This is a genomic window from Xanthomonas sp. CFBP 7698 (genome assembly GCF_003600855.1).
Lineage (GTDB): Bacteria > Pseudomonadota > Gammaproteobacteria > Xanthomonadales > Xanthomonadaceae > Xanthomonas > Xanthomonas cannabis.
In genome coordinates this window covers 407,017-430,633 of record NZ_PRDN01000003.1, presented here as the reverse complement: position 1 = coordinate 430,633, position 23,617 = coordinate 407,017, and the positions used below count along the sequence as shown (strand labels likewise).

Genomic DNA, 23,617 nt, shown 5'->3' with positions numbered 1-23,617 from the left:
CCTTCCCCCGCACGCGGGAGAAGGCAAGGCAGGCGAGAAAGGCAAGGCAGGCAGGCACGGGCAAGGCAGGCAGGCGGGCAGGCGGGCAAAGCGGGCAGGCGGGCAGGCAGGCAAGGGCAAGGCAGGCGGGCAAAGCGGGCAGAAAACTGCGCAGTCGAGCCCCTCTCCCGCCTGCGGGAGAGGGGTTGGGGTGAGGGGCGCTTTTTGCGCATACCCCGGCTCGCGACACCCGCCCCGTAAACTCCCGGGCTGCCCCGGCGCATTTCATGACACGTGAACATGCGCCCGCATAGGTTTCCAGCCTGATCAGGAGAACAGCTCGATGCGTTACCGGTCGCCCACGATCGTTGCCCTCACCGCGCTGGCGCTTGCCGCCTGCAGCAGCACGCCACCGCCGCCAAAGACACCTCCACCGCCGGTGGCGAGGGTAGTGCCCACCCGTCCGGTGCAACAGGCCGAAGCGGTGCTGGCATCGGCCTCGGGCAGCCTGGTCAGCGGTCGCGTCGTGCTGGTGCCTGCATTGCAGGGCATTCGCGTGACCGGGACTGTCGGTGGCCTGCGCCCCGGTGGCGTGGCCGGCTTCCATGTGCACGAACGTGGCGATTGCAGCGCCGCCGATGCCAGCAGCGCGGGCGCGCATTTCAATCCGGCGGGTGCGCCACACGGGCGCGCTGGCAGCAATCCCCACCACGCCGGCGACATGGACAACCTGCGCGCCGATGCCGAAGGCGTTGCGCACCTGGACATGATCGTTTCAGGCATCACCCTGGGCGATGCCGCGCCCGGCGATGTGGTCGGCAAGTCACTCGTCGTGCATGCCGATCCCGACGACTATCGCAGCCAGCCCAGCGGCAACGCCGGCGCACGTCTGGCCTGCGGCGTCATTCGCGTCACCCAGTGGCGCATACCCCCTTCGCAGCCCTGAGATGGGGCATCCATGGCCGCCTGCGCGGCCCCTACAGGAGTTTTCCATGCGCATTCTTCCCACCACGCTATTTCTGGCAACCGCCCTGGCATTGACCGCATGCAAGCGCGAGGAGCCCGCGCCGGCCGATCCCGCCCCCGCACCGCAGGCCGGCACGCCGGCTGAAGCGGCGCATGGTGGCGAGCATGCCGCCTCCATGGTCACCGAAGCGGCGGCCACCACCACGGCCACCGCCGAGCTCAAGCCGACCAAGGGCAATGACGTCAAAGGCACGGTGACCTTCAAGACGGTCGACGGCGCGCTGCGCGTCACCGGCCAGCTGAGCGGCCTCAAGCCCAACACCGAGCACGGCTTCCACATCCACGAAAAGGGCGACTGCAGCGCCCCGGACGGCAGCAGCGCCGGCGGCCATTTCAACCCTGCCCAGTCCGACCACGGCAACGTCAGTGCCGACCCGCACCACGGCGGCGACATGCCCAACATCAAAGCCGACGCGCAGGGTAATGCCAGCATCGACGGTCCGGTCTCGAGCAACGTCAATCTCGGCAAGGCGGACCAGTTCGACATCGCCGGACACGCCGTGATCGTGCATGCCGATGCCGACGACTACAAAACCCAGCCCACCGGCAATGCCGGCGGCCGCCTGGCCTGCGGCGTGATCACCACCGACAACGCGCAGGCGGCGACCAAGTAAATAGAGGTGTGGCGCACCAGTGGCCACACATCCTCATCGATGGACGCGGCTGCGTAATGCAGCTGCGTCCATTGCGGATGGAGCCCGAGTGAGATGGCTGAGGCGTCGGTGGGTGTCGCCATGCTGTCGTCCTCTGTGCAGCGAGTGGCGATGGACGCGCATGTGCGAGCGCATGCGAGCGGCACGGCCGCCTAACTGCTGGTTCGCCACAGCAACGATCAGTAATTGGTCCAGAGCCCCGGAGTGGCTAGTTCCAGCAGGTGCGCATCGGGATCGCGGAAGTAGATGCTCTGTCCGCCTCCGGGCCATTGCGTGCGGCCTTCGATCGGCACCGCGCACTCACACAGATGTTCTTCCCAGCCGGCCAGCGCGTCGGTGGCGATCGCAAAGGCGTAATGCGTACGCCCGCTACCGTCGTGCGGCGGAATGGTGCCACCAGGCAGGCTGACCGTGGTTGCCGTGCTGCCCTGCAGGAACAGCAGCAACACCTGTGCTGGTGCGATTGCATAGGCAGCCATGCGCGTATCGCGATGCATGGGCTGCAGCCCCAGCACACGGGCATAGAACGCACACGCGAGCTCCAGGTCGGCCACATACACGCCGGTTTCCAGCACACCCTGCAACGCGGGCGGCGACGAAACCTGCGCCTGCGTCACGCCGCCAGTGCCTGGTGCGGATCCTGGCCCGGCTCGACATGCACGTACAGCACCGGCAACCCATGCGCTTCCAGCACGGCCGCCATTTGCCGCTGGCGCGAGAGGAATTGCTCGTAGACGCCGCGCAGGCGTTCGCAATGCTCGCGGTCGTGTGCGTAGTGATCGCACCAGCCGGCTGGGTCGAACAGCGCGATGCGCACTTCGCCGCCGACATAGCGCAGCACCGGCTCCGGCGCCTGCTCCAGCCATTCTTCGCTGGTTGGCGCGAGCAGGGCGGCTTCGATCAGCGGCCACAGCGGCGCCAGGCCCTGATTGTCGTACTGCATCGAAATCATCGCCGCCAGGTCGTGCGCGGTGAGATAGCGGGCGTGTTCGATGCGCGCACCGAAGCTCTCCTGCGCCAGCAGCGCAGTGTCGGCCTGCGCCATGCCCTGGGCCAGCAGCACTTCTTCCATTGCCTCGGCGACGCTGGCCACGGTCTGCGCATCGCCGGTCAGCAGGAAGGGCAGCACGCGCAGGCCGCCACCGGTGAGCTGGGCATCGGCCTGGAACGGCAACGGAATCTCGCCTTGCGCATCGGCGCCGAAGGCCAGCACGCGCGGGCCCTGGTCGCGTCCGGGCGCACGCGCCTGCAGTTCTTCCAGGCGGCGATGCAACGGCCAGCCGGGCCGCAGGACCTCGGCCGGGTCGAAATGCGCCATCGCCACGCTCAGTTCCAGATCGCGGATCTCCGGGATCCATTGCGCCAGGTCGCGGCCGATGCGCTCGGCCAGCATGCCAGCCTGTTCGGGCGGCAGGGCGCCGCGCTCGGGGGCGCTTCCGCCGGTCAATTCCAGCGCCAGCACACCCATGGCGGTCACGCCGTGTTCGGTCTTGCTCATGATTCGCGGTTGGCCCATCACGGGGTCGAAGCTACACTGCGGCCATTATGCCTGCCGGCCCTGTGCAGGCCATGTCCCCGAGTCCTCCATGCCAGGTCAACCGATGCCCGCAGCCCGTCCCGTCGCCATCCTGGGCGGCGTTCGTATCCCGTTCTGTCGTCAGAACACCGCTTATGCGGACGTGGGCAACCTGGGCATGTCGGTGCGCACGCTGGGCGCGCTGGTCGAGCGCTTCGGGCTGCACGGGCAGCAATTGGGCGAAGTGGCGATGGGGGCGGTGATCAAGCACTCCTCGGACTGGAACCTGGCCCGTGAGGCCGCGCTGTCGTCGGGCCTGTCGCCGCTGACCCCGGGCATCACCCTGCAGCGGGCCTGCGGCACCAGCCTTGACTCGGTGATCACCATCGCCAACAAGATTGCGCTGGGGCAGATCGATTCGGGCATCGGTGGCGGTTCGGACACGACCTCTGAAGTGCCGATCGTCTACGGCAAGAAGCTGCGCGCGCGGCTGCTTGCCGCCAACCGCGCCAAGGCCACCGGCGACAAGCTCAAGGCGCTGCTGCGCGGATTCAAGCTGGGCGAGCTCAAGCCAGAATTCCCCGGCGTGGCCGAGCCGCGCACCGGCAAGAGCATGGGCGACCACTGCGAAGACATGGCCAAGGAATGGAACATCTCGCGCGATTCGCAGGACGAGTGGGCGGTGGCCTCGCACCACAAGTTGGCCGCAGCGTATGAGCGCGGTTTCTTCGATTCGCTGATCGCTCCGTTCCGCGGCGTCTCGCGCGACAACATCCTGCGCGCCGACACCTCGCTGGAAAAACTCGCCACCCTGCGCCCGGCCTTCGACAAGACCTCCGGCCGCGGCACGCTCACCGCGGCCAATTCCACTCCGCTCACCGATGGTGCGGCCGCCGTGCTGCTGTCCAGCGAAGCCTGGGCGTTGGCCCATGGCCACACGCCGATGGCCTACCTGCGCGACGCGCAGGTGGCGGCGGTGGATTTCGTGCACGGCGAAGGCCTGCTGATGGCACCCACCATCGCGGTGCCGCAGATGCTGGCGCGCCAGGGCCTGACCCTGCAGGATTTCGATATCTACGAAATCCATGAAGCCTTCGCCGCGCAGGTGCTGTGCACGTTGCGCGCCTGGGAGAGCGAGGATTACTGCCGCAACCGGCTGGGGCTGGATGCGCCGCTGGGCCGCATCGACCCGGACAAGATCAATCCGCTGGGCTCGTCGCTGGCCACCGGCCACCCGTTCGCCGCCACTGGCGCCCGGGTGGTGGCCACCGCCGCCAAACAACTGGAAGAACGCGGCGGTGGACGCGCGCTGATCTCGATCTGCACTGCCGGCGGCATGGGCGTGGTGGCGATCGTCGAGCGCTAAGCTGCTGCGCAGCGGGATTGGGCATTCGGGATTGGGGATTTGCAATGGCGAAACCCGCTCTTGCGAATCCCCAATCCCGAATCCCGAATCCCCAACCTGCAAGGACGCATGGATGTCGAACGATGCAAAGCACCCGTCGCCCAGCCTGTACCTGCCGCCGGTGGACGGCGATGTCTGGCGCGAGGGCGATGTGCTGGTCTGCACGCCGGGCGCGACGCTGCCGCCGCGGTGCGTCAAGTGCAATGCGCCGGCCGATATACCGCCGCGCCGCTACATCTTTTACTGGCATCACCCGGTGATCTACGCCGCGCTGTTGCTCGGCGTGCTGCCCTATCTGATCCTGGCGATCGCGCTGCGCAAGCGCAGCGCCCATGTGCTCATCCTGTGCGAGCAACACGAGCGTCGCCGCGTCCGCTATGTCGCGGTGGCGGTGGCCTCGGTGCTGGCGCTGCTGGTGTGTGGGCTATCGCTGGATGGCCCGTCCCGCTGGCTGATCGGCGCCGGCGTGATGGCCGTGATGTTGCTTGTCGCTCGCCTGGGGTCGCGCGTGTTGTCACCGACGCGGGTCGGTCACACGCAGGCGCGCTATCTCGGCGCCTGCGATGCATTCCTGGACGATCTGCCACCGCCGCCGTGGGTGTCGCGCGGACGCTGACACTGGGCAGCGCTGTCTATCTGCCGCGACGGCCCAGCGCCGTCAGATCCACGGCCTGAGCCCGTGTCACAGAATCCGGTCGTCCGGTGGGGGCGCAAACGGGTCGGCCGCAGGCGTTGGCCCCACCGACACGATCGGACCGCGCAACGACTGCTGCGGCATGCCTTGCTGCACCGGCTCGCCGCGTGCGGCGCGCAAGGCATTGGCGTAGCAATGCTGGGCGGAGAGTAGGTCGCCGGCAGCCGCAAAGCCATGCCCGAGCTCCTCCCACGCATCGGCGCTGGCGCCGGTGGCGATGGCACGGTGCAGGAACTCTTCGGCCTGCGACCACTGCTGCTGATGGCGTGCCAGGCGTGCCAGCGTCAACAGCAAGCCCGGGCTGTCCGGGTACTGGGTGAGCCAGCGCTGTGCACTGGCCCGGCGCGAATCGTATTTTTCCAGCGGCAGTACGCCGTACAGGCGCACCAGCGACTCGTCCCACTGCGCATCCAGTGCCTGTTCCAGGCTGTGCACGGCGGCGTCATCCCAGTGCAGCACCGCTGCCCGTTGCGCATACGCCCCGACCACGGCCGGATAGGTGCGCAGCGGCTTGGGCAAGGCTTCCCAGCGCTCGGCCAGCGCATTGGCATCGCCGGCCTGCAACAGGGTCTGTTCGGCCAGCGTGGCTTCCAGCGCGCCGTAGGCCTCCGGTGCCAGCACCGCCTGCTGACGCAGGGCGCCGAGCTGGCCATAGGCCTCATCGGCACGGCCGATCTGGGTCAGCGCATGCGTGCGCAGCAACAGCCCGCGCGCCGGTAGCGGCTGCGCATTGGCGGCATCGAGTGCATTGATCGCTTCCACCGGGCGTTGCCGCGCCAGATGCCGTTCGCCCTGCAACAGCGCATGCGCGGTGGGGTCGCGCTCGGCCAACTGCTGCGCAAGCGCATTGGCCGAGGCCTCGTCACCGCGTGCATCGGCCACACGCACTGCGCTCGCCAGCGCAATCCCGCTGACTTCATCGTCTTCGCTGGCAGTGACCAGCAAACGTTCGGCGCGTTGCCACTGGCCGTGGTCGGCGGCGCGCAGGCCTTCGATCAGGCGTGCGCGGCCTTTCTTGCGGCGGTACTTGCCCCACACCCGGAACGGCAGGCTGATCAACGTCCACAACAGCCACAGCACCAGCAGCGCGATGATCAGGATCAACACCGCCTGCGGCATCGCGGCGCGGTAGTCGTTGCCACCGACGCTGACCACGACATTGCCCAGGTCGTAACTGTTTTGGTGCGACAGCCACTGCGCACCGAGCACGCCCAGTGCCACGGCCACCAGCAGGATCAAGACGGTACGCAACACTTTCATTGGGTGGATCTCCCTTCACGCATGGCCTGCAGTTGCAGCAGGGTGGTGCCCAGTTCCGGCAGGCGCGGACGCAGTGGCGCTTGTTGCAACGTGCGCAGGCGCGCGAGCACCTGCGCACGTTGCGGCGACTCCGGCCACAGCCGGGTGGTCCAGGTGTCCACGCGGCGCAGCGCGTGTGCAAAGCCGTCCGCATCGCCGCGTTCTGCGGCCGCACGGGCCAGGCTGAGTTCGATCTGCAGCGCATCGCCGGCGGCATGGCGGTCGCTGCGGGTCAGCGGGGCATCGCCGCGGCTGGGCCGGATATCCACCAGCGGGGCGAGCACCTTCTGCCACCACGGTCTGGCCGCGTCGCCGGCCTGTGCGGACTGCTCGGGCAGGCGCTGCAGATCGGCGGCGATGCGGTCCAGCGTCTGTCCCACCTGCGCCTGCGGGCCGGCGCCTAGGCGGTCCAGGGCATCGCGCTCCTGCACCAGGGCCTGGCGCAGGTTGAGATAGCCCGGATCGTCGATGCCATTGAGCGCGCCATTGGCCAGCGCGTAGGCGCGGCGTGCGCCGTCGGCATCGCCGGCGATGCTGAGCCGTTGCTGGCCGAGCCGCAGCAGCAGCTCCACTTCATCCAGCCGCAATGCCTGTGCGCCGTGACGATTGGGGTCGGCCAGCTTCTGCACGGTGTCTTCGAGCAAGGCGCTACGCTGGCTCAGGCCCAGCATTTCGTCGCGCAGCACGCGGTTGGTCGCTGCCGCATCCTGCAGCCGCTCGTTGGCCAGACGTTGATCGCGTCGCAGCGTTTCCAGCAACTGCTGCGTGCCATCCCAGCGCTGCTGCTGTGCCTGCGCCGCCTGCAGCTGCGCTGCTTGATAGCTCTGCCATGCGCGCCAGCCCAGAAACAGCGCCACGCCCACGGCGACCACCGCCACTGCAAGCAGCAGCCAGGCCAGCGGAAAGCGTCGCGGGGAAGCGGGGACTTCGGTCATTCGGACATCCTCGGGCGGTCACAACGGGCGCAGGCGCCGCAGTCATCCCACACAGCATGGCGTGCGCCGGCAGACGCCCGCAAGCTGTGCTTGAGTTCGCAGTTCAGCAAGGTCGCGACGATGTCACGACGGCAGCTGCCGCAGCGGCCAACTGCACTGGCAGTGGGCCCTCGGCACGCGCCACGCGGGTGAAACCGGCGGCCTGCGCTGACGCCAGCATGCGATCGCTGGACGCGACCACCGGCTGCTGCCGCCATGCCTGGGCCAACGCATTCGGAAGTTGCTGCAGCACCAATGCCAGCGCCTCGGCACTGCTCAGGGCCAGGACGCTGCGCGGCATTGCGGCGGCCAGTGCCTTTACCTGCCCGGCGCGCAAGGGCAGCGCGAAGCGTTGGTAGACATCGGCGCGCAGGACGCGCGCGCCGCGGTGTTCCAGCGCGGGGGCAAGCATGCCGCGCCCGCCCGGTGCGGTGACCAGCCCCACCGATGACAGTGGCGGCTGGAACAGCGGCAGGGCGAGCAGGCCTTCGCTGTCCATGCGGGACGGGCGGACCACGTCGTCGATACCGCAGGCATGCAGGGCGCGCGCGGTGCCGTCGCCCACGCTGACCCACTGTGCCTGCGGCGGTCGCTGCAAGGGCGCAAGCCGCTGTGCTGCCTGGACTGCGGCCGGGCTGGTAAACACCACGATCGGTGCCCGCAGCGCTTGGTGCAGGGCAGTGCGTGCCTGGTCGGTGTCATTCGGCGTCAGCCGCCACGGCGACAGGGCAAGGACGCGGGCGCCATGGCGCGCGGCGGCACGTCGCAGCGGGCCGTGTTCACCGCTGGGCCGCAGCGAGATCAGGGTCCAGGCAGCGGTGGCAGGGGCAGGGCGGGTCATGGGGCGATTATGCGAGAGCTGCCTGGCCGCCGTGCGGGTGCAGCGCGACGGCGATGTCGCGCTCGGCGATTCGTCGCCCTGCCTGTCACTCCAGGGTGTACCCGGGCCCAGCCTGGCCCGGATCATTTTCGAGACTTGACGCGCATTTCCACCCCTCTTGCAAATGCGCCCAATCGCGCCACGATCCGCCTCGACAATCGAGCTGGAGCGGCGCGTGATCAAGTCCTACCTCATCAACATGCAGCGCAGCGGCGACCGTCTGCAGGCGATGTCGGCACGGTTCCAGGCGCTGGGCCTGCCGTTCGAGCGTCTTCCGGCCGTCGATGGCGCCACCTTGAGCCCGGAGCAGATCGCCGATTTCGTGCGCGAGCGCCCGCTCGAGGGATCCGGCGATGCCTACAGCGCCGGCCCCCGGAGATGGACCGCCTCCAATATCGGCTGCTTTTTGAGCCACCACGCCGCGTGGCGTATCGCGGCCGAGTCCGACGATGCCTACACCGCCATCTTCGAAGACGACATGCATCTGTCCGATGCGCTGCCGGCGCTGTTGCGCAGCACCGACTGGCTCCCGCCGGGCAACAGCATCGTGCGGCTGGAGCCGTCCTACAACCGGATCAAGCTCGATGCCAAGGTCGCCGACGTCGCCGGGCGCCAGCTGCGCCTGGTGCGTCCATCGCCTCACCAGCATTGCTGGCCGGTGTGCGCCGGTGCGTTGATCATCAGCCGCGATGCGGCGCGCCTGCTGCTGGCGGCGCAGGCGCGCTGGCACACCATGGCCGACATCTTCCTGTTCGGCTGGAACGAATCGCCGGTGGCGCAGCAGCTATCCACCTACCAGCTGTCGCCGGCGGCCTGCATCCAGGACAAGTTCTTCCACGCAGCGCCGGAGCAGATCGTGTTCACCAGCACCATCGACGCACCGCTGACCCAGGCGCAGAAGCAACGCAGCGCGCACTGGAAGGCCAAGGCGACGGCCCTGTTGCGCGTGGCGCAGGGCTATCGCAAGGTGGGGTTCGCACCCTGAAACACCGCTGCAGCACGCGTGCGCATTGCTGATAGCGGAGCCGTCGCGCATGCGCACGGAGCGCGCGTGCGGGGCACACGTGCGTGTGCAGTGCGTGGTGTCCGACCGGCGATTGGCGCGCGCAAGCGCTCCTGTTCGATGCGGCATCGGCGAAACGACGCGCACCGCAGTGCTGCACGCGTTCACCATGCGGTACCGCATGTCATCGAACAGCACAAGACGCTTGCCGGACATTGCGGCATGATGCCGCCCTTCGCCGTCTTCCTGCCTTTCCGATGACTCCTTCGTGCACGCTCGTTTCCGCCCTGCAGTCGCTGCAGCAGCAGTTCATCGCCATGCCGCCGGTGCTGTCGATGGGCATTGCCGTCGACGGGCTGCACGACGGCGCGCTGCGCCTGCGCGCGCCGCTGCAGGCCAACGTCAACGACAAGGCCAATGCGTTCGGCGGCAGCCTGGCCTCGTTGATGACCCTGGCCAGCTGGGGGTGGCTGACGCTGCAACTGCAACTGGCCGGGTACGAAGCCGACGTGTATGTCGCCGACAGCCAGCTGCGCTACGTCGCGCCGGTCTACGAGGACCTGGTGGCCAATGCCGAGCCGGCCGAGCTGGGCGGCTGGGATGCGTTTCTGTCCACCTTCCGGCAGCGCGGCAAGGCGCGTATCGGCATGCGCGCGCAGATCGCGCTGGGGTCCGGTGCGGCAGCGGCCACGCTGAGCGGGCGCTTCGTGGCGTTTCCAAAACGGTAGGATGCGGGCTGGATGGAAGGGGGATTACGCATGCGTGCAGTCATTGGAGCACTCGTCCTGCTGGGGCTGGCGACACTGAGCGGGGTGGCCAGCGCGGGCAGCCGCGCCCAGGCGCGCGCGCTGGAAACCACCCAGGCCGCCTACACGGCGGCAGTGCGCTGGAGCGATTTCGATGCTGCGCAGGGTTTTGTCGAACCAACCTATGCCCAGGCGCATCCGCTCAGCGACCTGGAACGTTCGCGCTACGAGCAGGTGCAGATTTCCGGTTACCGCGAGCTGCGCGTGGGCGAAGACGCCAATGGCGACCTGCGCCGCGAGGTCGAACTGCGCGTGATCAACCGCAATACCCAGGCCGAGCGGTTGGTGCGCAGCATCGAGCTGTGGCGCTGGGACGCCGAGCACAAACGCTGGTGGCTGGCCAGCGGCCTGCCCGACCTGTGGAAGGGCCAATAGCCCGGCCCTGCCCGCGCTGGCCGTCGCGTGCGCCAGCTGTGCGACAATTCCCGCCCGCTTGACTGACCCTGACCCCGTGAATTTCGAAGAGCTGCAGGCCTTTGTCGGCCGCAACCCCATGTTGTCGCTGGCCCTGGTGGGCCTGACCATCGCCCTGATCGTCACCGAGGTCGCGCGCCTGTTCCGTGGGTACCGCGCACTCAAGCCGGCCGAGCTGACCCGCCTGATCAACAGCGAAGACGCGCTGGTGATCGACCTGTCGCCGACCGCCGATTTCGAAAAAGGCCATATCGCCGGCAGCCGCAACGTGGCGCTGGCCAAGTTCGACCCGGCCAGCAAGCTGCTGGCCAATGCCAAGGCGTCTCCCGTGGTGGTGGTCTGCCGCAGCGGAAACACCTCTGCAGGTGCGGCCAAGACGCTGAAGAAAGCCGGCTTCGAGAAGGTGTACTGGCTCGAAGGTGGCATTGCTGCCTGGCAGATGGCCGAGCTGCCACTGATCAAGGGCCGCTGACCCGCCTTGTGCGGTCCCCCGCAAGCCCCCATTGCTGGCATGAGAGACTTGCACTTTCACGTCTGCATCACTCAACGCTGCATCCACCGAACCGTTTCTGGAGTTAGGAATGTCCGACGAAATCCTCAACGGCGCCGCTGCGCCGGCCGACGCCGCTGCTGGCCCTGCCTTCACCATCGAAAAGATTTACGTCAAGGACGTGTCCTTCGAATCGCCGAATGCACCGGCTGTCTTCAATGACGCCAACCAGCCCGAGCTGCAGCTGAACCTCAACCAGAAGGTGCAGCGCCTCAACGACAACGCCTTCGAAGTCGTGCTGGCCGTGACCCTGACCTGCACCGCCGGTGGCAAGACCGCCTACGTGGCCGAAGTGCAGCAGGCCGGCGTGTTCGGTCTGGTCGGCCTGGAGCCGCAGGCGATCGACGTGCTGCTCGGCACGCAGTGCCCGAACATCCTGTTCCCGTACGTGCGCACCCTGGTCAGCGACCTGATCCAGGCCGGCGGCTTCCCGCCGTTCTACCTGCAGCCGATCAACTTCGAAGCGCTGTACGCAGAAACCCTGCGTCAGCGTCAGGGCGAAGGCACCTCGCTGGCCGATTCCGAGCCGGCTGGCAACGCCTAAGCACTGTCTGCGCCGATGAGCGAGTCGACCCGGAAAATCGCCGTGCTCGGCGCCGGCTCCTGGGGCACGGCGTTGGCTGCGCTGCTCGCCAGGCACGGTCATCCGACCGTGCTGTGGGGACGCGATGCGGCGATGGTGGACACCATCGACCGCACCCACGAGAACGCGCGTTACCTGCCGGGCATTCCACTGCCCGACAGCCTGCGTGCCACCACCGACCTGCAGGCAGCGATTGCCGATGCCGCCTGGATCCTGGTGGTGGTGCCTTCGCATGCCTTCACCGAAACCATCCGGCTGATTGCACCGCTGCGTCCGGCCAACGCCGGCGTGGCGTGGGCAACCAAGGGCTTCGAGCCCGGGTCCGGGCGGTTTCTGCATGAAGTGGCGCGCGATCTGCTCGGCCCGGCCATTCCGCTGGCCGTGGTGACCGGGCCGTCCTTCGCCAAGGAAGTCACGCTCGGCCTGCCGACCGCCATCACCGTGCACGGTGACGATGCCGCGTTTGCACAGGTCGTGGCCGATGCCATGCATGGCCCCGCCTTCCGCGCCTATACCGGCGATGACATGGTGGGCGCCGAGCTCGGCGGCGCCATGAAGAACGTGCTGGCCGTGGCGACCGGTGTAGCCGATGGCATGCAGCTCGGCCTCAATGCGCGTGCCGGCCTGATCACCCGTGGCTTGAACGAGATGTTGCGGTTGGCTGCGGCGATCGGCGCGCGTCCGGAGACCTTGATGGGCTTGGCTGGCCTGGGCGATCTGGTGCTCACCTGCACCGGCGATCTATCGCGCAACCGGCGGCTCGGATTGGCGTTGGGGCGTGGGCAGAGCTTGACCGATGCAATCCGCGAGATCGGCCAGGTGGTCGAGTCGGTGCAGACCGCCGACGAGGTGATGCGGCAAGCCGAGCAGCATGGCATCGAACTGCCGATCTCCAATGCGGTGCGCGCCGTCCTGCACGGCGAAATCACGCCGGAGGCCGGTTTGAAAGGCCTGCTGGCACGCGAGCGCAAGCCCGAGTACCCGCACACCTTGTTTACCTGAGTGGACCCAGCGCGCCGCGTGCGCTGCGCAGAATGCAAAAGCCCGGCACTGCCGGGCTTTTTGCTGTAACCGACCATGGCCGGATTGCGCTGCAATCACGATGCGCACGCGGTGCGTTGCCCGAACGCCACGCCGAATGCGGAGTCTGACGCCAACCGCTCCTGGCTTCACCGATCGCACAAAAGAAAGAAGCCCGGTCGGGGGACCGGGCTTCCGATGCAGCGCGGGAGAGAGTCGCGCTGCAGTCAAACGTGCGGCTTACCAGCTGAAGCGCGGGCCGACCGACCATTCCTTGTTGCCGTCGCCATCCATACGGATGTCGCCGTTGATGCCCCAGTTCTGGTTCAACTTCACCTGGGCGCCGAGGCGGCCGTAGAAGTTGTCGCCGATGTCGATGCCGCGCTTCTTGGAGAAGTCTTCGTAGCCAGCCAGGGCATAGACTTCGAAGTGCTCGCCAAAGGCGTTACGCAGGCCGGCTTCCACGCTGTAGCCGTCGAAGCTGATGTTCGGGGTGTCCAGGTCCAGCTTGCGGTAGGCAACGCGCGCAACGAAGTCGGTGCTGGTGGCGATCTCGTGGTTGTAGCCCACGCCCACGCCCCACTGCTGGAAGTCGGAGTTGGAGCTTTCGAACACGTTGTCGTTGTCGTCAGCGTTCTGCTTGCTGTAGTCGCCGAACACGTGGAAGTTCGGAGCAACGGCGTAGGACGCCTTCAGGCCCCAACCGTCGGCGTCGCGACCTTCGGTCGGCGTGCGCACGTAGTCGCCTTCGACGAAGTTGTAGGAGAGATTTTCAGCAGCGGAGGCCGCAAACGGCAGGGCTGCGAGGAGGCCGAGGGCCAGCAGTGAGTTCTTCATGATCGATACCTGTACTTATGGTTTGGGCCGGCGCTGAGGCGGATGCCGTTCGCTGCCGAGATGTAAATTCTCCGTTATTCGATGGAACGCGACATGAATTCTGGACCGACCAGTGAATGAATCATCGCGCCAGATTCAGCTGCGCTTTCTTGTGGCGCTCAGGCGATGCGCGTAGCGCACGCGTGAAGCGTGACGGCATGACGGTTATGCGGCGCAAATGTGAGATGCGTGTGCAGAAATGCAAAATCCCCGCAATTCCCGCTGCTTTCGCATGTCAGCACATTGTACTGACATCGCCGCTGGGAGCATTGCACGCTCCTGGATGAGTGCGGAGCTACATCGTGGCGAAGAAGAAGACGTTGGCGCGGTTTCTGGCCGAGACACTGCAGAGCGCGGGGGTGGAGCGGATCTGGGGTGTGACCGGCGACAGCCTCAACGGCCTGACCGACGCGCTGCGCGAGATGCAGACCATCGAGTGGATGCACGTGCGCCATGAAGAAGTCGCCGCATTTGCCGCAGGCGCGGAAGCGGCGGTCACTGGCCAGCTGGCGGTGTGCGCGGGAAGCTGCGGGCCGGGCAATCTGCACCTGATCAATGGTTTGTTCGATTGCCACCGCAGCCGCCAGCCGGTGCTCGCGATCGCCGCGCACATTCCGTCCTCGGAGATCGGCCTGAACTATTTTCAGGAAACCCATCCGCAGGAGCTGTTTCGCGAGTGCAGCCACTTCGTGGAGTTGGTGACCAACCCGGCGCAGTTGCCGGAGGTGCTGCACCGGGCGATGCGCTCGGCCATCCTGCAGCAGGGCGTGGCCGTGGTGGTGATTCCCGGCGATATCGCCTTGCTGGAAGTGGACAAGAATCTGTCCAGCGCATGGCCGGCGCTGCGTGCGCCACGTGTGCTGCCCGCCGCGCAAGACGTGCAACAGCTGGCCGAGTTGTTGCAGCAGAGCAAGGCGGTCACCTTGTTGTGCGGCAGCGGCTGTGCCGGTGCGCACGATGCGGTGGTGGCACTGGCCGATACGCTGGGCGCGCCCATCGTGCACGCGCTGCGCGGCAAGGAATACGTGGAATGGGACAACCCGTTCGATGTGGGCATGACCGGCTTGATCGGCTTCAGTTCCGGCTACCACGCAATGCTCAATTGCGACACCTTGCTCATGCTGGGCACGGACTTTCCGTACCGGCAGTTCTATCCGAAGGACGCCACCATCGTGCAGGTGGACCGCGACCCGAGCGCGCTCGGGCGGCGTACGCCGTTGCAGCTGGGCATTGCGGCGGATGTCGGCGAGACCATCGCCGCGTTGCTGCCGCAGCTGCAGCGCCGCGAAGAGCGCGGATTCCTTGAAAAATCGCTAGCGCACTACCGCAAGGCGCGCGAAGGCCTGGACGATCTGGCGGTGCCGGCCGACCCGGGCGAGCCGCTGCACCCGCAGTTCGTGACTCGGCTGATCAGCCAGATTGCCGATCGGGATGCGGTGTTTACCTGCGATGTCGGCACGCCGACGGTGTGGGCGGCACGCTACCTGCGCATGAACGGCAAGCGGCGCCTGCTGGGGTCCTTCAACCACGGCTCGATGGCCAACGCGATGCCGCAGGCGCTGGGCGCACAGGCGGCATTCCCGGGGCGCCAGGTGATCTCACTGTCCGGCGATGGCGGCTTTGCGATGCTGATGGGCGATTTCATTTCGTTGGCGCAGTTGAATCTGCCGGTGAAGATCGTCGTGTTCAACAACGCGTCGCTGGGATTTGTGGCGATGGAGATGAAGGCGGCCGGGTATCTGGACACCGGCACCGAGCTGCGTAATCCGGACTTTGCCGCGATGAGCAATGCGATGGGCATCCTCGGCATTCGTGTCGATGAATCGGCGCAGCTGGAACGTGCATTGCGACAGGCCTTTGCGCATGCTGGTCCGGCGCTGGTGGATGTACGCATCGCCACCCAGGAACTGGCGGTGCCGCCGGCAATCAAGCTCGAACAGGCCAAGGGCATGGGGCTGTACCTGCTCAAGGCGGTGATGAGCGGGCGTGGCGATGAGGTGATCGAACTGGTCAAGACCAACCTGCGTTAATTCAGTTGCACTCGCGCACACTGGCCGCCCTCTTCAGGTCGCTTCGTCCATGCCCCGTTCGCTGCTACGGCAACTGTTGCTGATCTGGGTGGTGATCGTGGCCGCGTGTCTGGGCGTGGCCACGATGCTGTACGGCTTGTATCGGCAGACCGAAGGAGTGCGGCTGGAGGAAGCGCGGCAGCAATTGAGCGGGCAATGCGCGCGCATCGTGCAGCGCTATGTCGGGGCGAGCGAGGCGGCGCGTACCGGCGACGATGGCGTGGGCCTGGCTGCGGTGGTGGTGCATCTGGTGCTGGCCGATGCGCCAGGTGTGGAAGGTGGCGTCTGGGACCTGCACAAGGGCTTCGTTGCCTACGCGTACCCCACCTACGACGGAAGCGACCACAAGACCGACATTCCTGCTGCGGAATGGACCACCATCGTCAACACCGCGCGGCAGAGCGTGAGCGAGGACAAGCCGGTGCACTACCGCCGCGACGGCAGCCGCGAGGTCCTGTTGATCAGCGCCTGTCCGTTGGCATCGAACAGTGCGGCATGGACGATGATGCGGGTGCCGGCCAGCAAGGCCGATGCGTGGCGGCCGCTGGTCGTCGGCATGCTGTTGATCTTCGCGATGGTGGCGGTGTCGGCCATTGCGCTGGGCGTGGTGGTGCGGCGCTGGCGCCAGCGCCTGCAGCGCATCGAGCAGGCGCTGGCCGCCGACACCGAGACGCCGCAGATCCCGCCAACCGGTACGCCGGAACTGGATCGGCTGGGCGCGGCGGTCAATGACTATGCGCAACGCACGGCACAGGCGCTGGTGCAGACGCGCAGGTTGGCCGACGAACTGTCGCGGCACGAGCGCCTGGCCGCGCTGGGCCGGATGACTGCCACGGTGGCGCATGAGATTCGCAACCCCATCGCCACGATGCGGCTGGCGGTGGAGAACGAGGTCGCCCAGCGCGAGGCCACCCCCGACTCGGCGGCCCATGCCGAGATGATGCTGGCGCAGATCCGGCGCCTGGACGGGGTGGTCGAGAGCCTGCTCGGCATGGTGCAGCCGATCCGCCTGCACCTGGAGACGGTGGTGGTGCAGGACTGGCTGGACACGCTGCTGGAGCCGAGTCCGTTGCCGCCGGGCACGCCGCCGCCCCGCTTGCTGCTGCCGGCTGCGCCATTGCACTGGACCCTGGATCCGCAGCAACTGGGGCGCGCGGTGCACAACCTGCTGCGCAATGCCGGGCAGCACGCCGATCCGGGCAGTGCGATCACGCTGCAGGCGGCAGCGGTGGAAGGGACGCTGCAGCTGCAGGTCTCCAACCACGGCGCTGCAATCGCCGAACCGATCGCCGCGCAGTTGTTCGAACCATTCGTCAGTGGTCGTAGCGATGGCAATGGCCTGGGGCTGGCGCTGGTGCGCGAGATCGCGCGCGCGCATGGCGGGCAGGCGCGTTACGCGCATGCCGACGGGCTGACCCATTTCATCCTGGAGCTGCCATGGCGCGCATCCTGATCATCGACGACGATGCCGCGTTCCGCATGACCCTGCAGGCCACCTTGCGCTCGCTCGGGCACGCGGTGGTCACCGCCGAGAACGGGCCGGACGGGCTGGCCCGGCTGAGCGAAGGCGGGATCGACATGGCGTTCGTGGATTTCCGCATGCCGGGCATGGACGGCATCGCGGTGCTGCGTGCGCGCCAGGACGATGCGCAGGCGCGTCAGGTGCCGCTGGTGATGCTCACCGCCCATGTGTCCAGCGGCAACACCATCGAGGCGATGACGCTGGGCGCCTTCGATCATCTGGTCAAGCCGGTGGGCCGCGCGGACATTGTCGAGGTGGTGCAACGTGCGCTGCTCAGTCGCGCCGATGCGCAGGCTGCGGCAACGGAAACGCCACGTGCGTCAGACGAGGACGACGACGCGCTGGTGGGACACAGCCCGGCGATGCGCACGGTGCACAAGCGCATCGGGCTGGCGGCGGCGTCCGAGTTGTCGGTGTTGATCACCGGGGAAACCGGTACCGGCAAGGAGCTGGCCGCACGCGCGCTGCATCGCGCCAGCTCACGTGCCAACGCGCCGTTCGTTGCGGTCAACTGCGCGGCCATTCCGCTGGAGCTGATGGAGAGCGAGTTGTTCGGCCATCGCAAGGGTGCGTTTTCCGGCGCCGGCAGCGACCGTCTGGGGCTGATTCGCGAGGCCGACGGCGGCACGCTGTTCCTGGACGAGATTGGCGACATGCCACTGCCGATGCAGGCCAAGCTGCTGCGGTTTCTGCAGGAAGGCGAAGTGACGCCGTTGGGTGGCAGCGGCCCGCAGAACGTGGATGTGCGCGTGCTGGCCGCCACCCATCGCGACCTGGCGGCCTGCGTGGCCGATGGACGCTTTCGCAGCGATCTGCGGTACCGGCTCAACGTGGTGCCGATCGAACTGCCGCCGTTGCGCGAGCGTGGCCAGGACATCCTGCTGCTGGCCAGGCACTTCCTCGGTACCAGCGCAGCGCGCGCGCAGCGCCTGTCGCCTGCCGCGCAAGAGCGCCTGCTCGCGCACAGCTGGCCCGGCAACGTGCGCGAATTGCGCAACGTCATGCAACGCAGCCAGGTGCTGGTGCGCGGAGCCAGCATCGATGCGGCCGATCTGGATGAGGCACTGGCCGAGATCAGCGAGCCGCCGCCCGCCATCGTGCCGGAGCCGACCGGAACCCTGCCGGAGGCCGTCGCACGGCTGGAGAAACAGATGATCCAGTCCGCCCTGGCGCAGAGCCGGGGCAACCGTGCCGAGGCCGCGCGGCGGCTCGGAATTCACCGGCAACTGCTCTATCGCAAGCTGGAGGAATACGGCCTGTGACGCGCGCGGAGTGCTCGCAGACAGCCGGCAGGTGTCCCCGAAGCGGACAGGGTGGATGAAATGCAGACGTCTCCGCCGCGCGATCTGATTGAACAAGCCCTGTAAAAACAAGGATTTAAAGGTTGGCATGATTGCTGCTTTGCTTGTCGGCACGCGGCTCCTTTCCGCCGCGCTGGAGACATCCCCATGATGCGTCAGACCGTTCTTGCAATTGCCCTGGCCTGCACCATCGGCGCCGCCGCCGCCCAGGTTGCCGCCCCGCCACCGCCGCCGGCCCCCAATGGCCCGGTCGGCAGCCCGCCGGTCCCGCCGACCCCCGTCGCCGCCACGCCGGTCAGCGTGAGCGGTACCGTCGAGCGCTTCCTGCTCAACCCCAATGGCGAAGTCGACGGACTGTGGCTGCGCGACGGCACCCAGGTCGGGTTTCCACCGCATCTGTCCACCGAGGTGAAAGCGGCTGTGCGTAGCGGTGACAACGTGGTCGTGCAGGGCTTCCGCCTGGGAAATCTGCCCGTGCTGCGGGTCAGCTCGATCCGCTCCGGCCGGAGCGGCCGCGAGGTGGTCGACCGCCCACCCGCCTTCGGTGCGCCGCCACCGCCGCCGCCGACCCCGGGCCAGCTCACCCCGCTGCAGTCCGACGGCACGATCCAGCGCCTGGTGTATGGGCCGGCCGGCGAGGTCCATGGGGCGCTGGTCAGCGATGGCACGGTAGTGCGGATGCCGCCGCATCTGGCGCTGCAGTTCACCGACCTGCTGCGCGTGGGCGCACCACTGAGCGCCAACGGATTCGGCGTGGCCACCCCGGACGGTCGTGCGATCGAGGCCACCCAGGTGGGGCGCGACCGCGCCTCGCTGCGTGCGCTGTTCAGCGCGCCGCGTCCGGACGGCCCGCTGCCGCCACCGCCGCCGGGCGCTCCGGTTCCGCCGGCCGGCCGTTGAGCCGGACTGCACATTTCGTGTGCGTTGTTCCCTCCGTTGGCCGCGCCGAGCGCGTGGCCAACGGCTTGACCGGCGTTGCCGGTTTCTTCTTCGGAGTATTCCATGCATTGGGTCGACCCTGATTTCCTGCCCGCCACCCACGGCACCCTGGCGCGTTTCCTGCTCAATCCCAAGGCCGATATCGACGGCCTGTTGCTCACCGACGGCACCGAGGTGCACACGCCGCCGCATTTGTCGGCCGCGTTGCTGAAGGCGCTCAAGCCGGGCAGCACGCTCACCGTGCGTGGCCTCAAGCCGCGCGACGTGGACATGCTGGTGGCGCTGGCGATCGATCCGGATGGCGGCAAACGCATCCTCGACGAAGGCCCGCATGGGCCGCATGCCAAACCCAAGCCCAAACCGCCCGGCAAGCCGCCCAAGCCGGAGGTCACCCGGCACAGCGGCACCATCACCCGGCTGCTGCACGGCCCGCACGGGCAGGTGCACGGCGTGCTGCTAGACGATGTGGTCACGGTGCGGTTTCCACCGCATGCCGGTGGCGACTTCGCCAGACAGCTGGTGGTCGGCAAGCCGCTGGTGGCCGAAGGCGAGACCAAGGCCACGCCGCATGGTGTGCTGATCCATGCCCATGCTTTGGGTGGCAAGGCGGCGACGCTGAAGCAGATTGCGCATCCGCCGCACGGCCCTGCGCACAAACCCAAGCCCAAGCCCAAACACTAGGAGCCGGACATGCAGCCACCGCGTGCGGTTGAGATGCGTGTCCTGCGGTCTGCCCTGCGTGTCTGTGCATGCGCTGGCAGTGCATCCGGCAGCGGAGCACTGCCATGCCGATGACCAGAGCCAGGCCGCGCGGCACACGTGCGCTGGAAGCACTGCACTTCAGCGTGGCCGATGTGCAGGACGGACTGGGACCCTTCCTCAGCGTGTTCCTGCAATCCAAGGGCTGGTCGGTGGCGGCGATCGGCACGGTGATGAGCATGGGCGGCATGGCCGGCATGCTCGCCACCACGCCGGCCGGCGCGCTGGTCGATGCCACCCGGCGCAAGCGCGCCGTGGTGGTCATCGGTTGTCTGGCGATCCTGCTTGCCACCGCGCTCATCTGGCTGCGCCCGACCTCGACGGGCGTGGCTGCCGCGCAGATCGCTTCGGCCTTGGCGGCGGCCGGCATCGGCCCGGCGCTGACCGGCATCACGCTGGGCCTGGTAAATGCGCGCGGCTTCGACCATCAGCTGGCGCGCAACCAGGTGGCCAACCATGCCGGCAACATGCTGGCGGCGGTATTGGCCGGCTGGTTGGGCTGGCGCTACGGTTTTGCTGCGGTGTTCCTGCTGACTGCGGTCTTCGGCGTTCTGGCACTGGTAGCGGTGCTGGCGATTCCAGCCGCGGCGATCGACCACCGCGCAGCACGCGGTCTGGCATCCAGCGATGGTGGCGATGCGCTCAGTGGCTGGCGCGTGTTGCTGACCTGCCGCCCGCTGGCGCTGCTGGCGGTCACGCTGGGGCTGTTCCATCTGGGCAATGCGGCGATGCTGCCGTTGTACGGCATGGCGATCGTGGCGGCGCATGCCGGCGACCCGAGTGCGCTGACCGCCACCACCATCGTGGTGGCTCAGGCCACGATGATTGTCGTTGCACTGTTGGCGATGCGCTGGATTCGGGTACATGGACACTGGTGGGTGCTGCTGGTGGCCTTCATGGCGTTGCCATTGCGCGCGCTGGTGGCAGCCTCGGTGATTCGTGGCTGGGGCGTGTTCCCGGTGCAGATCCTCGATGGGCTGGGCGCCGGCCTGCAAAGCGTGGTGGTGCCGGCGCTGGTGGCCCGGTTGTTGCAAGGCACCGGGCGCGTGAATGTCGGCCAGGGTGCGGTGATGACGGTGCAGGGCGTGGGCGCGGCGCTGAGCCCGGCGTTCGGTGGTTGGCTGGCGCATGCCTTCGGCTACCGCATCGCGTTTCTGGCGTTGGGCGCGATCGCGTTGCTGGCCGTGGCGTTGTGGGCCGGTTGCCGCGGCATGTTGCAGACGGCGACGTCGGTACAGGCGCAGACCGTGTTGTGATCGGCGCGGCATGCGCGCAAGGACGCGCCGATTGACCGACAGCCATCGCAGCTTGTGCTCTCGTTACTGCACTGCACTGGCGAGGATGGCCAGGTGTGGTTTGACCGGAACCGCGTCTTGTCGTCTCAGGACGCGCCGCGGGCGTGCAGATGACGTGGCATGCCTCATCGTTCCCGCCAGGGCCGGTCGATGGGTGCCTCTCGCCGTCGACCGAGCAGCCAGCACGGTTGGCGAGTCTTCGTTTGGAGATCCATGCGCGTCACTGGAGATCCCACCGTGCACGTGGCCCGGCGCATGGGCCGCGGGTGCGTCGGCGCGGATGGTTGCGCGCAATCTGCGGCTACTGGCCGCCAGCGAAATTCCACTGCCGCCAGGCTTCGAACACCATCACCGCAACGGTGTTGGACAGATTGAGGCTGCGGTTGTCCGGGCGCATCGGCAGGCGTAGCCGGTGCTGCGGCGGGATCGACTCCAGCACCTCGGCCGGCAGGCCGCGCGTTTCCGGGCCGAACAGAAAAGCATCGCCATCGGCGAACTGCGGAGTGTCATAGCGCACCGTGCTACGGGTACTCAGCGCGAAGACACGCTTGGGACCGATGGCCGCCAATGCGGCCGGCAGATCGGCATGCACCTGCAACGGTGCGTATTCGTGATAGTCCAGGCCGGCGCGCTTGAGCTGCTTGTCGCTGAGGTCGAAGCCCAGCGGCTCGATCAGGTGCAGGCGCGCGCCGGTGTTGGCGCACAAGCGAATCACATTGCCCGTGTTGGGCGGAATTTCCGGTTGAAACAGGATGACATCAAGGACGGGTGCTGGCATGCGCGCAAGTGTAGCTGCGCGCGTGCTCAAAGGCCGACGGTGGCGCTGACCAGCGCTTCCAGTTCGGCGGGCGAGGGCTGCAGCTGCGGCACCGGCAGGTTGACGATGACCTGGCCCATCAGCGCACCGACGACTGCAGCCGCCTGGCCAACGCCGGTCTGGGTGGTGGCGGTGGCGCTGCGGACCACCAGTTCCGCGCGCTGGTCGGCCGAGGGGCGGACCTGCACCGCAGCCAGGGTGACGATGCGCGGGCCAGCCTGTTCGGCGGCCAATTCAGCCAGCTGTTCGGCGGAGGGGCGCACCTGCACGGCGGCCAGGGTGCGGATGTCGCTGCTGCGTTCCAGGGCCTGCTGGGCAATCTGGTCGGCGGCCGGGCGGACCTGGACGGTGTCCATGGTGGTCAGCTTGGCCGCCTGGGCGACACCGGCCAGGCTGGCGCCGGCAAACAGGGCGGCGGAGAGGGCGATGCGCAGGGTCTGGGTCTTCATGGCGAGGTCTCTTGGTGTGGTTAATCAGTGGTGTGGTAGTAATGTAGTACACCGTTTCAGTACGCGCAAGGACTTTTCCGTCGTTCGACTAATTGTTCAGCTAAAAGTCAGCTTCAAGATTAGGCATCTGGGCGTGTATGTAGCTGAGCAAGCCGCATGCCACCCGAGAGTCATTGTTTTTCATGGTGTTTTTTGCAGTCACAGGTGTCCGTGTCCGGACACCCGGACGCAACGGTGGGCAGCGGACGGCGCTGCGTCTGCGGGAACGCGGTCGTCTCGCCACGGTCGGGTGCGCTGAATGGGGGCGTGTACTGGGTGCCTAGCGCGCACGAAGCCGCCGGCCAACTGCGGCACAATCCGGCTTTGCCCACAGGTTGATGACGTATGCGCGTGCTGATGCTGTCTGTTCTGGTTGCCACCACCACGGCGGCGTGCACCTGGGTACCGATCGAACAAAGCGGCAAGAGCGTGCAGGTCCTGCCCGCAGGCCCTGTGCCCGCTGGCTGTCAGCAGCAGGGCGAGGTGGTGGTGACGGTCAAGAGCAAGGTCGGCTTCTACAACCGCAACCCGTTGCGGGTGCAGGAGGAGCTGGAAACCCTGGCGCGCAACGAGGCACCGGGCGCCAACGCCAACGCGGTGCAGGCGCAAGGCCAGCCGGCCGAGGGAAGCCAGCGTTTCAGCGCCTTCCGCTGCCCGCCGCGCTGAACCGTTGGGCTGGGGCGCCGTCCATTCAAATGTAAAGATGCGGTAAAACCAGCCAGCAGCTAGACTAACGCCCCCTCGCCTGA

At 67.5% G+C, this 23,617-nt stretch carries 25 protein-coding genes; 17 read left to right on the top strand and 8 right to left on the bottom strand.

Annotation, left to right across the window (positions count from 1 at the left end; genetic code table 11):
• Window positions 1-322: 322 nt before the first annotated feature.
• Both XnspCFBP7698_RS15725 and XnspCFBP7698_RS15720 read left to right on the top strand, forming a co-directional pair.
• The gene (locus tag XnspCFBP7698_RS15725) at window positions 323-925 is read left to right on the top strand and encodes a superoxide dismutase family protein (protein ID WP_199680197.1); all 603 of its coding nucleotides are present in this window, start codon (window positions 323-325) and stop codon (window positions 923-925) included.
• 46 nt (window positions 926-971) lie between these two features.
• On the top strand, window positions 972-1,619 hold the full coding sequence (locus tag XnspCFBP7698_RS15720; protein ID WP_047695547.1) for a superoxide dismutase family protein: 648 nt from the start codon (window positions 972-974) through the stop codon (window positions 1,617-1,619).
• A 218-nt stretch (window positions 1,620-1,837) separates the two neighbouring features.
• Here XnspCFBP7698_RS15720 and XnspCFBP7698_RS15715 read toward each other — a convergent pair whose 3' ends face one another.
• Together XnspCFBP7698_RS15715 and XnspCFBP7698_RS15710 are read right to left on the bottom strand one after the other, a co-directional pair.
• Window positions 1,838-2,275 (bottom strand): VOC family protein, encoded by a 438-nt coding sequence (locus XnspCFBP7698_RS15715; RefSeq protein WP_199680196.1) that lies wholly within the window; start codon window positions 2,273-2,275, stop codon window positions 1,838-1,840.
• A complete protein-coding gene (locus XnspCFBP7698_RS15710; protein ID WP_199680195.1) occupies window positions 2,272-3,156 on the bottom strand; it encodes a hypothetical protein in 885 nt (294 codons plus the stop codon). The genes XnspCFBP7698_RS15715 and XnspCFBP7698_RS15710 overlap by 4 nt, the downstream gene beginning before the upstream one ends.
• Before the next feature lie 88 nt (window positions 3,157-3,244).
• Here XnspCFBP7698_RS15710 and XnspCFBP7698_RS15705 point away from each other — a divergent pair, with 88 nt between their 5' ends.
• Both XnspCFBP7698_RS15705 and XnspCFBP7698_RS15700 read left to right on the top strand, forming a co-directional pair.
• Window positions 3,245-4,540 (top strand): acetyl-CoA C-acetyltransferase, encoded by a 1,296-nt coding sequence (locus XnspCFBP7698_RS15705; RefSeq protein WP_104580239.1) that lies wholly within the window; start codon window positions 3,245-3,247, stop codon window positions 4,538-4,540.
• A 112-nt stretch (window positions 4,541-4,652) separates the two neighbouring features.
• Window positions 4,653-5,195: a hypothetical protein gene (locus XnspCFBP7698_RS15700; protein WP_199680194.1), complete on the top strand. Its 543-nt coding sequence runs from the start codon at window positions 4,653-4,655 to the stop codon at window positions 5,193-5,195.
• A 66-nt stretch (window positions 5,196-5,261) separates the two neighbouring features.
• Here XnspCFBP7698_RS15700 and XnspCFBP7698_RS15695 read toward each other — a convergent pair whose 3' ends face one another.
• From XnspCFBP7698_RS15695 to XnspCFBP7698_RS15685, 3 genes are all read right to left on the bottom strand, one after another.
• Window positions 5,262-6,533, bottom strand: a complete 1,272-nt coding sequence (locus XnspCFBP7698_RS15695; RefSeq protein WP_104580238.1) for a heme biosynthesis HemY N-terminal domain-containing protein — start codon at window positions 6,531-6,533, stop codon at window positions 5,262-5,264.
• On the bottom strand, window positions 6,530-7,507 hold the full coding sequence (locus tag XnspCFBP7698_RS15690) for a uroporphyrinogen-III C-methyltransferase (RefSeq protein WP_104580237.1): 978 nt from the start codon (window positions 7,505-7,507) through the stop codon (window positions 6,530-6,532). The genes XnspCFBP7698_RS15695 and XnspCFBP7698_RS15690 overlap by 4 nt, the downstream gene beginning before the upstream one ends.
• 103 nt (window positions 7,508-7,610) lie before the next feature.
• Window positions 7,611-8,387, bottom strand: a complete 777-nt coding sequence (locus XnspCFBP7698_RS15685) for a uroporphyrinogen-III synthase (protein ID WP_233548993.1) — start codon at window positions 8,385-8,387, stop codon at window positions 7,611-7,613.
• A gap of 214 nt (window positions 8,388-8,601) precedes the next feature.
• Between XnspCFBP7698_RS15685 and XnspCFBP7698_RS15680 the strand changes: the two genes are divergently transcribed.
• The 6 genes from XnspCFBP7698_RS15680 (at window position 8,602) to XnspCFBP7698_RS15655 (ending at window position 12,784) form a co-directional block, all read left to right on the top strand.
• Window positions 8,602-9,411 (top strand): glycosyltransferase family 25 protein, encoded by an 810-nt coding sequence (locus tag XnspCFBP7698_RS15680; protein WP_104580377.1) that lies wholly within the window; start codon window positions 8,602-8,604, stop codon window positions 9,409-9,411.
• A 275-nt stretch (window positions 9,412-9,686) separates the two neighbouring features.
• Window positions 9,687-10,157, top strand: a complete 471-nt coding sequence (locus tag XnspCFBP7698_RS15675) for a YiiD C-terminal domain-containing protein (protein ID WP_104580235.1) — start codon at window positions 9,687-9,689, stop codon at window positions 10,155-10,157.
• A 30-nt stretch (window positions 10,158-10,187) separates the two neighbouring features.
• A complete protein-coding gene (locus XnspCFBP7698_RS15670) occupies window positions 10,188-10,610 on the top strand; it encodes a hypothetical protein (protein WP_104580234.1) in 423 nt (140 codons plus the stop codon).
• Between the two features lie 76 nt (window positions 10,611-10,686).
• A complete protein-coding gene (locus XnspCFBP7698_RS15665) occupies window positions 10,687-11,121 on the top strand; it encodes a rhodanese-like domain-containing protein (protein WP_005992735.1) in 435 nt (144 codons plus the stop codon).
• 109 nt (window positions 11,122-11,230) lie between these two features.
• Window positions 11,231-11,743, top strand: coding sequence for a protein-export chaperone SecB (secB, locus tag XnspCFBP7698_RS15660; RefSeq protein WP_039565876.1), 513 nt, complete (start codon window positions 11,231-11,233; stop codon window positions 11,741-11,743).
• A gap of 15 nt (window positions 11,744-11,758) precedes the next feature.
• A complete protein-coding gene (locus XnspCFBP7698_RS15655; RefSeq protein WP_104580233.1) occupies window positions 11,759-12,784 on the top strand; it encodes an NAD(P)H-dependent glycerol-3-phosphate dehydrogenase in 1,026 nt (341 codons plus the stop codon).
• Window positions 12,785-13,042: 258 nt separating this feature from the next.
• On the opposite strand, the gene XnspCFBP7698_RS15650 is transcribed toward XnspCFBP7698_RS15655, so the two are convergent.
• The gene (locus XnspCFBP7698_RS15650; protein WP_039415115.1) at window positions 13,043-13,639 is read right to left on the bottom strand and encodes a diffusible signal factor-reguated Ax21 faimly virulence factor; all 597 of its coding nucleotides are present in this window, start codon (window positions 13,637-13,639) and stop codon (window positions 13,043-13,045) included.
• 359 nt (window positions 13,640-13,998) lie between these two features.
• Between XnspCFBP7698_RS15650 and poxB the strand changes: the two genes are divergently transcribed.
• The 6 genes from poxB to XnspCFBP7698_RS15620 all read left to right on the top strand — a co-directional run bounded on the left by poxB (window position 13,999) and on the right by XnspCFBP7698_RS15620 (window position 21,524).
• Complete coding sequence (gene poxB, locus XnspCFBP7698_RS15645; protein ID WP_199680203.1) at window positions 13,999-15,708, top strand: ubiquinone-dependent pyruvate dehydrogenase; 1,710 nt, start codon at window positions 13,999-14,001, stop codon at window positions 15,706-15,708.
• A gap of 49 nt (window positions 15,709-15,757) precedes the next feature.
• A complete protein-coding gene (locus XnspCFBP7698_RS15640; RefSeq protein WP_104580232.1) occupies window positions 15,758-17,200 on the top strand; it encodes a HAMP domain-containing sensor histidine kinase in 1,443 nt (480 codons plus the stop codon).
• Window positions 17,185-18,531 (top strand): sigma-54 dependent transcriptional regulator, encoded by a 1,347-nt coding sequence (locus XnspCFBP7698_RS15635; RefSeq protein ID WP_104580231.1) that lies wholly within the window; start codon window positions 17,185-17,187, stop codon window positions 18,529-18,531. Before XnspCFBP7698_RS15640 ends, XnspCFBP7698_RS15635 begins: the two co-directional genes overlap by 16 nt.
• Window positions 18,532-18,717: 186 nt before the next feature.
• Window positions 18,718-19,470: a hypothetical protein gene (locus tag XnspCFBP7698_RS15630; RefSeq protein WP_104580230.1), complete on the top strand. Its 753-nt coding sequence runs from the start codon at window positions 18,718-18,720 to the stop codon at window positions 19,468-19,470.
• Between the two features lie 102 nt (window positions 19,471-19,572).
• Complete coding sequence (locus XnspCFBP7698_RS15625; RefSeq protein WP_104580229.1) at window positions 19,573-20,190, top strand: hypothetical protein; 618 nt, start codon at window positions 19,573-19,575, stop codon at window positions 20,188-20,190.
• A 104-nt stretch (window positions 20,191-20,294) separates the two neighbouring features.
• Window positions 20,295-21,524, top strand: a complete 1,230-nt coding sequence (locus XnspCFBP7698_RS15620) for an MFS transporter (RefSeq protein WP_104580375.1) — start codon at window positions 20,295-20,297, stop codon at window positions 21,522-21,524.
• Window positions 21,525-21,864: 340 nt separating this feature from the next.
• On the opposite strand, the gene XnspCFBP7698_RS15615 is transcribed toward XnspCFBP7698_RS15620, so the two are convergent.
• Window positions 21,865-22,341 (bottom strand): tRNA (cytidine(34)-2'-O)-methyltransferase, encoded by a 477-nt coding sequence (locus XnspCFBP7698_RS15615; protein ID WP_039406870.1) that lies wholly within the window; start codon window positions 22,339-22,341, stop codon window positions 21,865-21,867.
• A 26-nt stretch (window positions 22,342-22,367) separates the two neighbouring features.
• Window positions 22,368-22,829, bottom strand: a complete 462-nt coding sequence (locus XnspCFBP7698_RS15610) for a hypothetical protein (RefSeq protein WP_104580228.1) — start codon at window positions 22,827-22,829, stop codon at window positions 22,368-22,370.
• A 384-nt stretch (window positions 22,830-23,213) separates the two neighbouring features.
• Here XnspCFBP7698_RS15610 and XnspCFBP7698_RS15605 point away from each other — a divergent pair, with 384 nt between their 5' ends.
• On the top strand, window positions 23,214-23,534 hold the full coding sequence (locus XnspCFBP7698_RS15605; protein WP_039406865.1) for a DUF4156 domain-containing protein: 321 nt from the start codon (window positions 23,214-23,216) through the stop codon (window positions 23,532-23,534).
• Window positions 23,535-23,617: the final 83 nt, after the last annotated feature.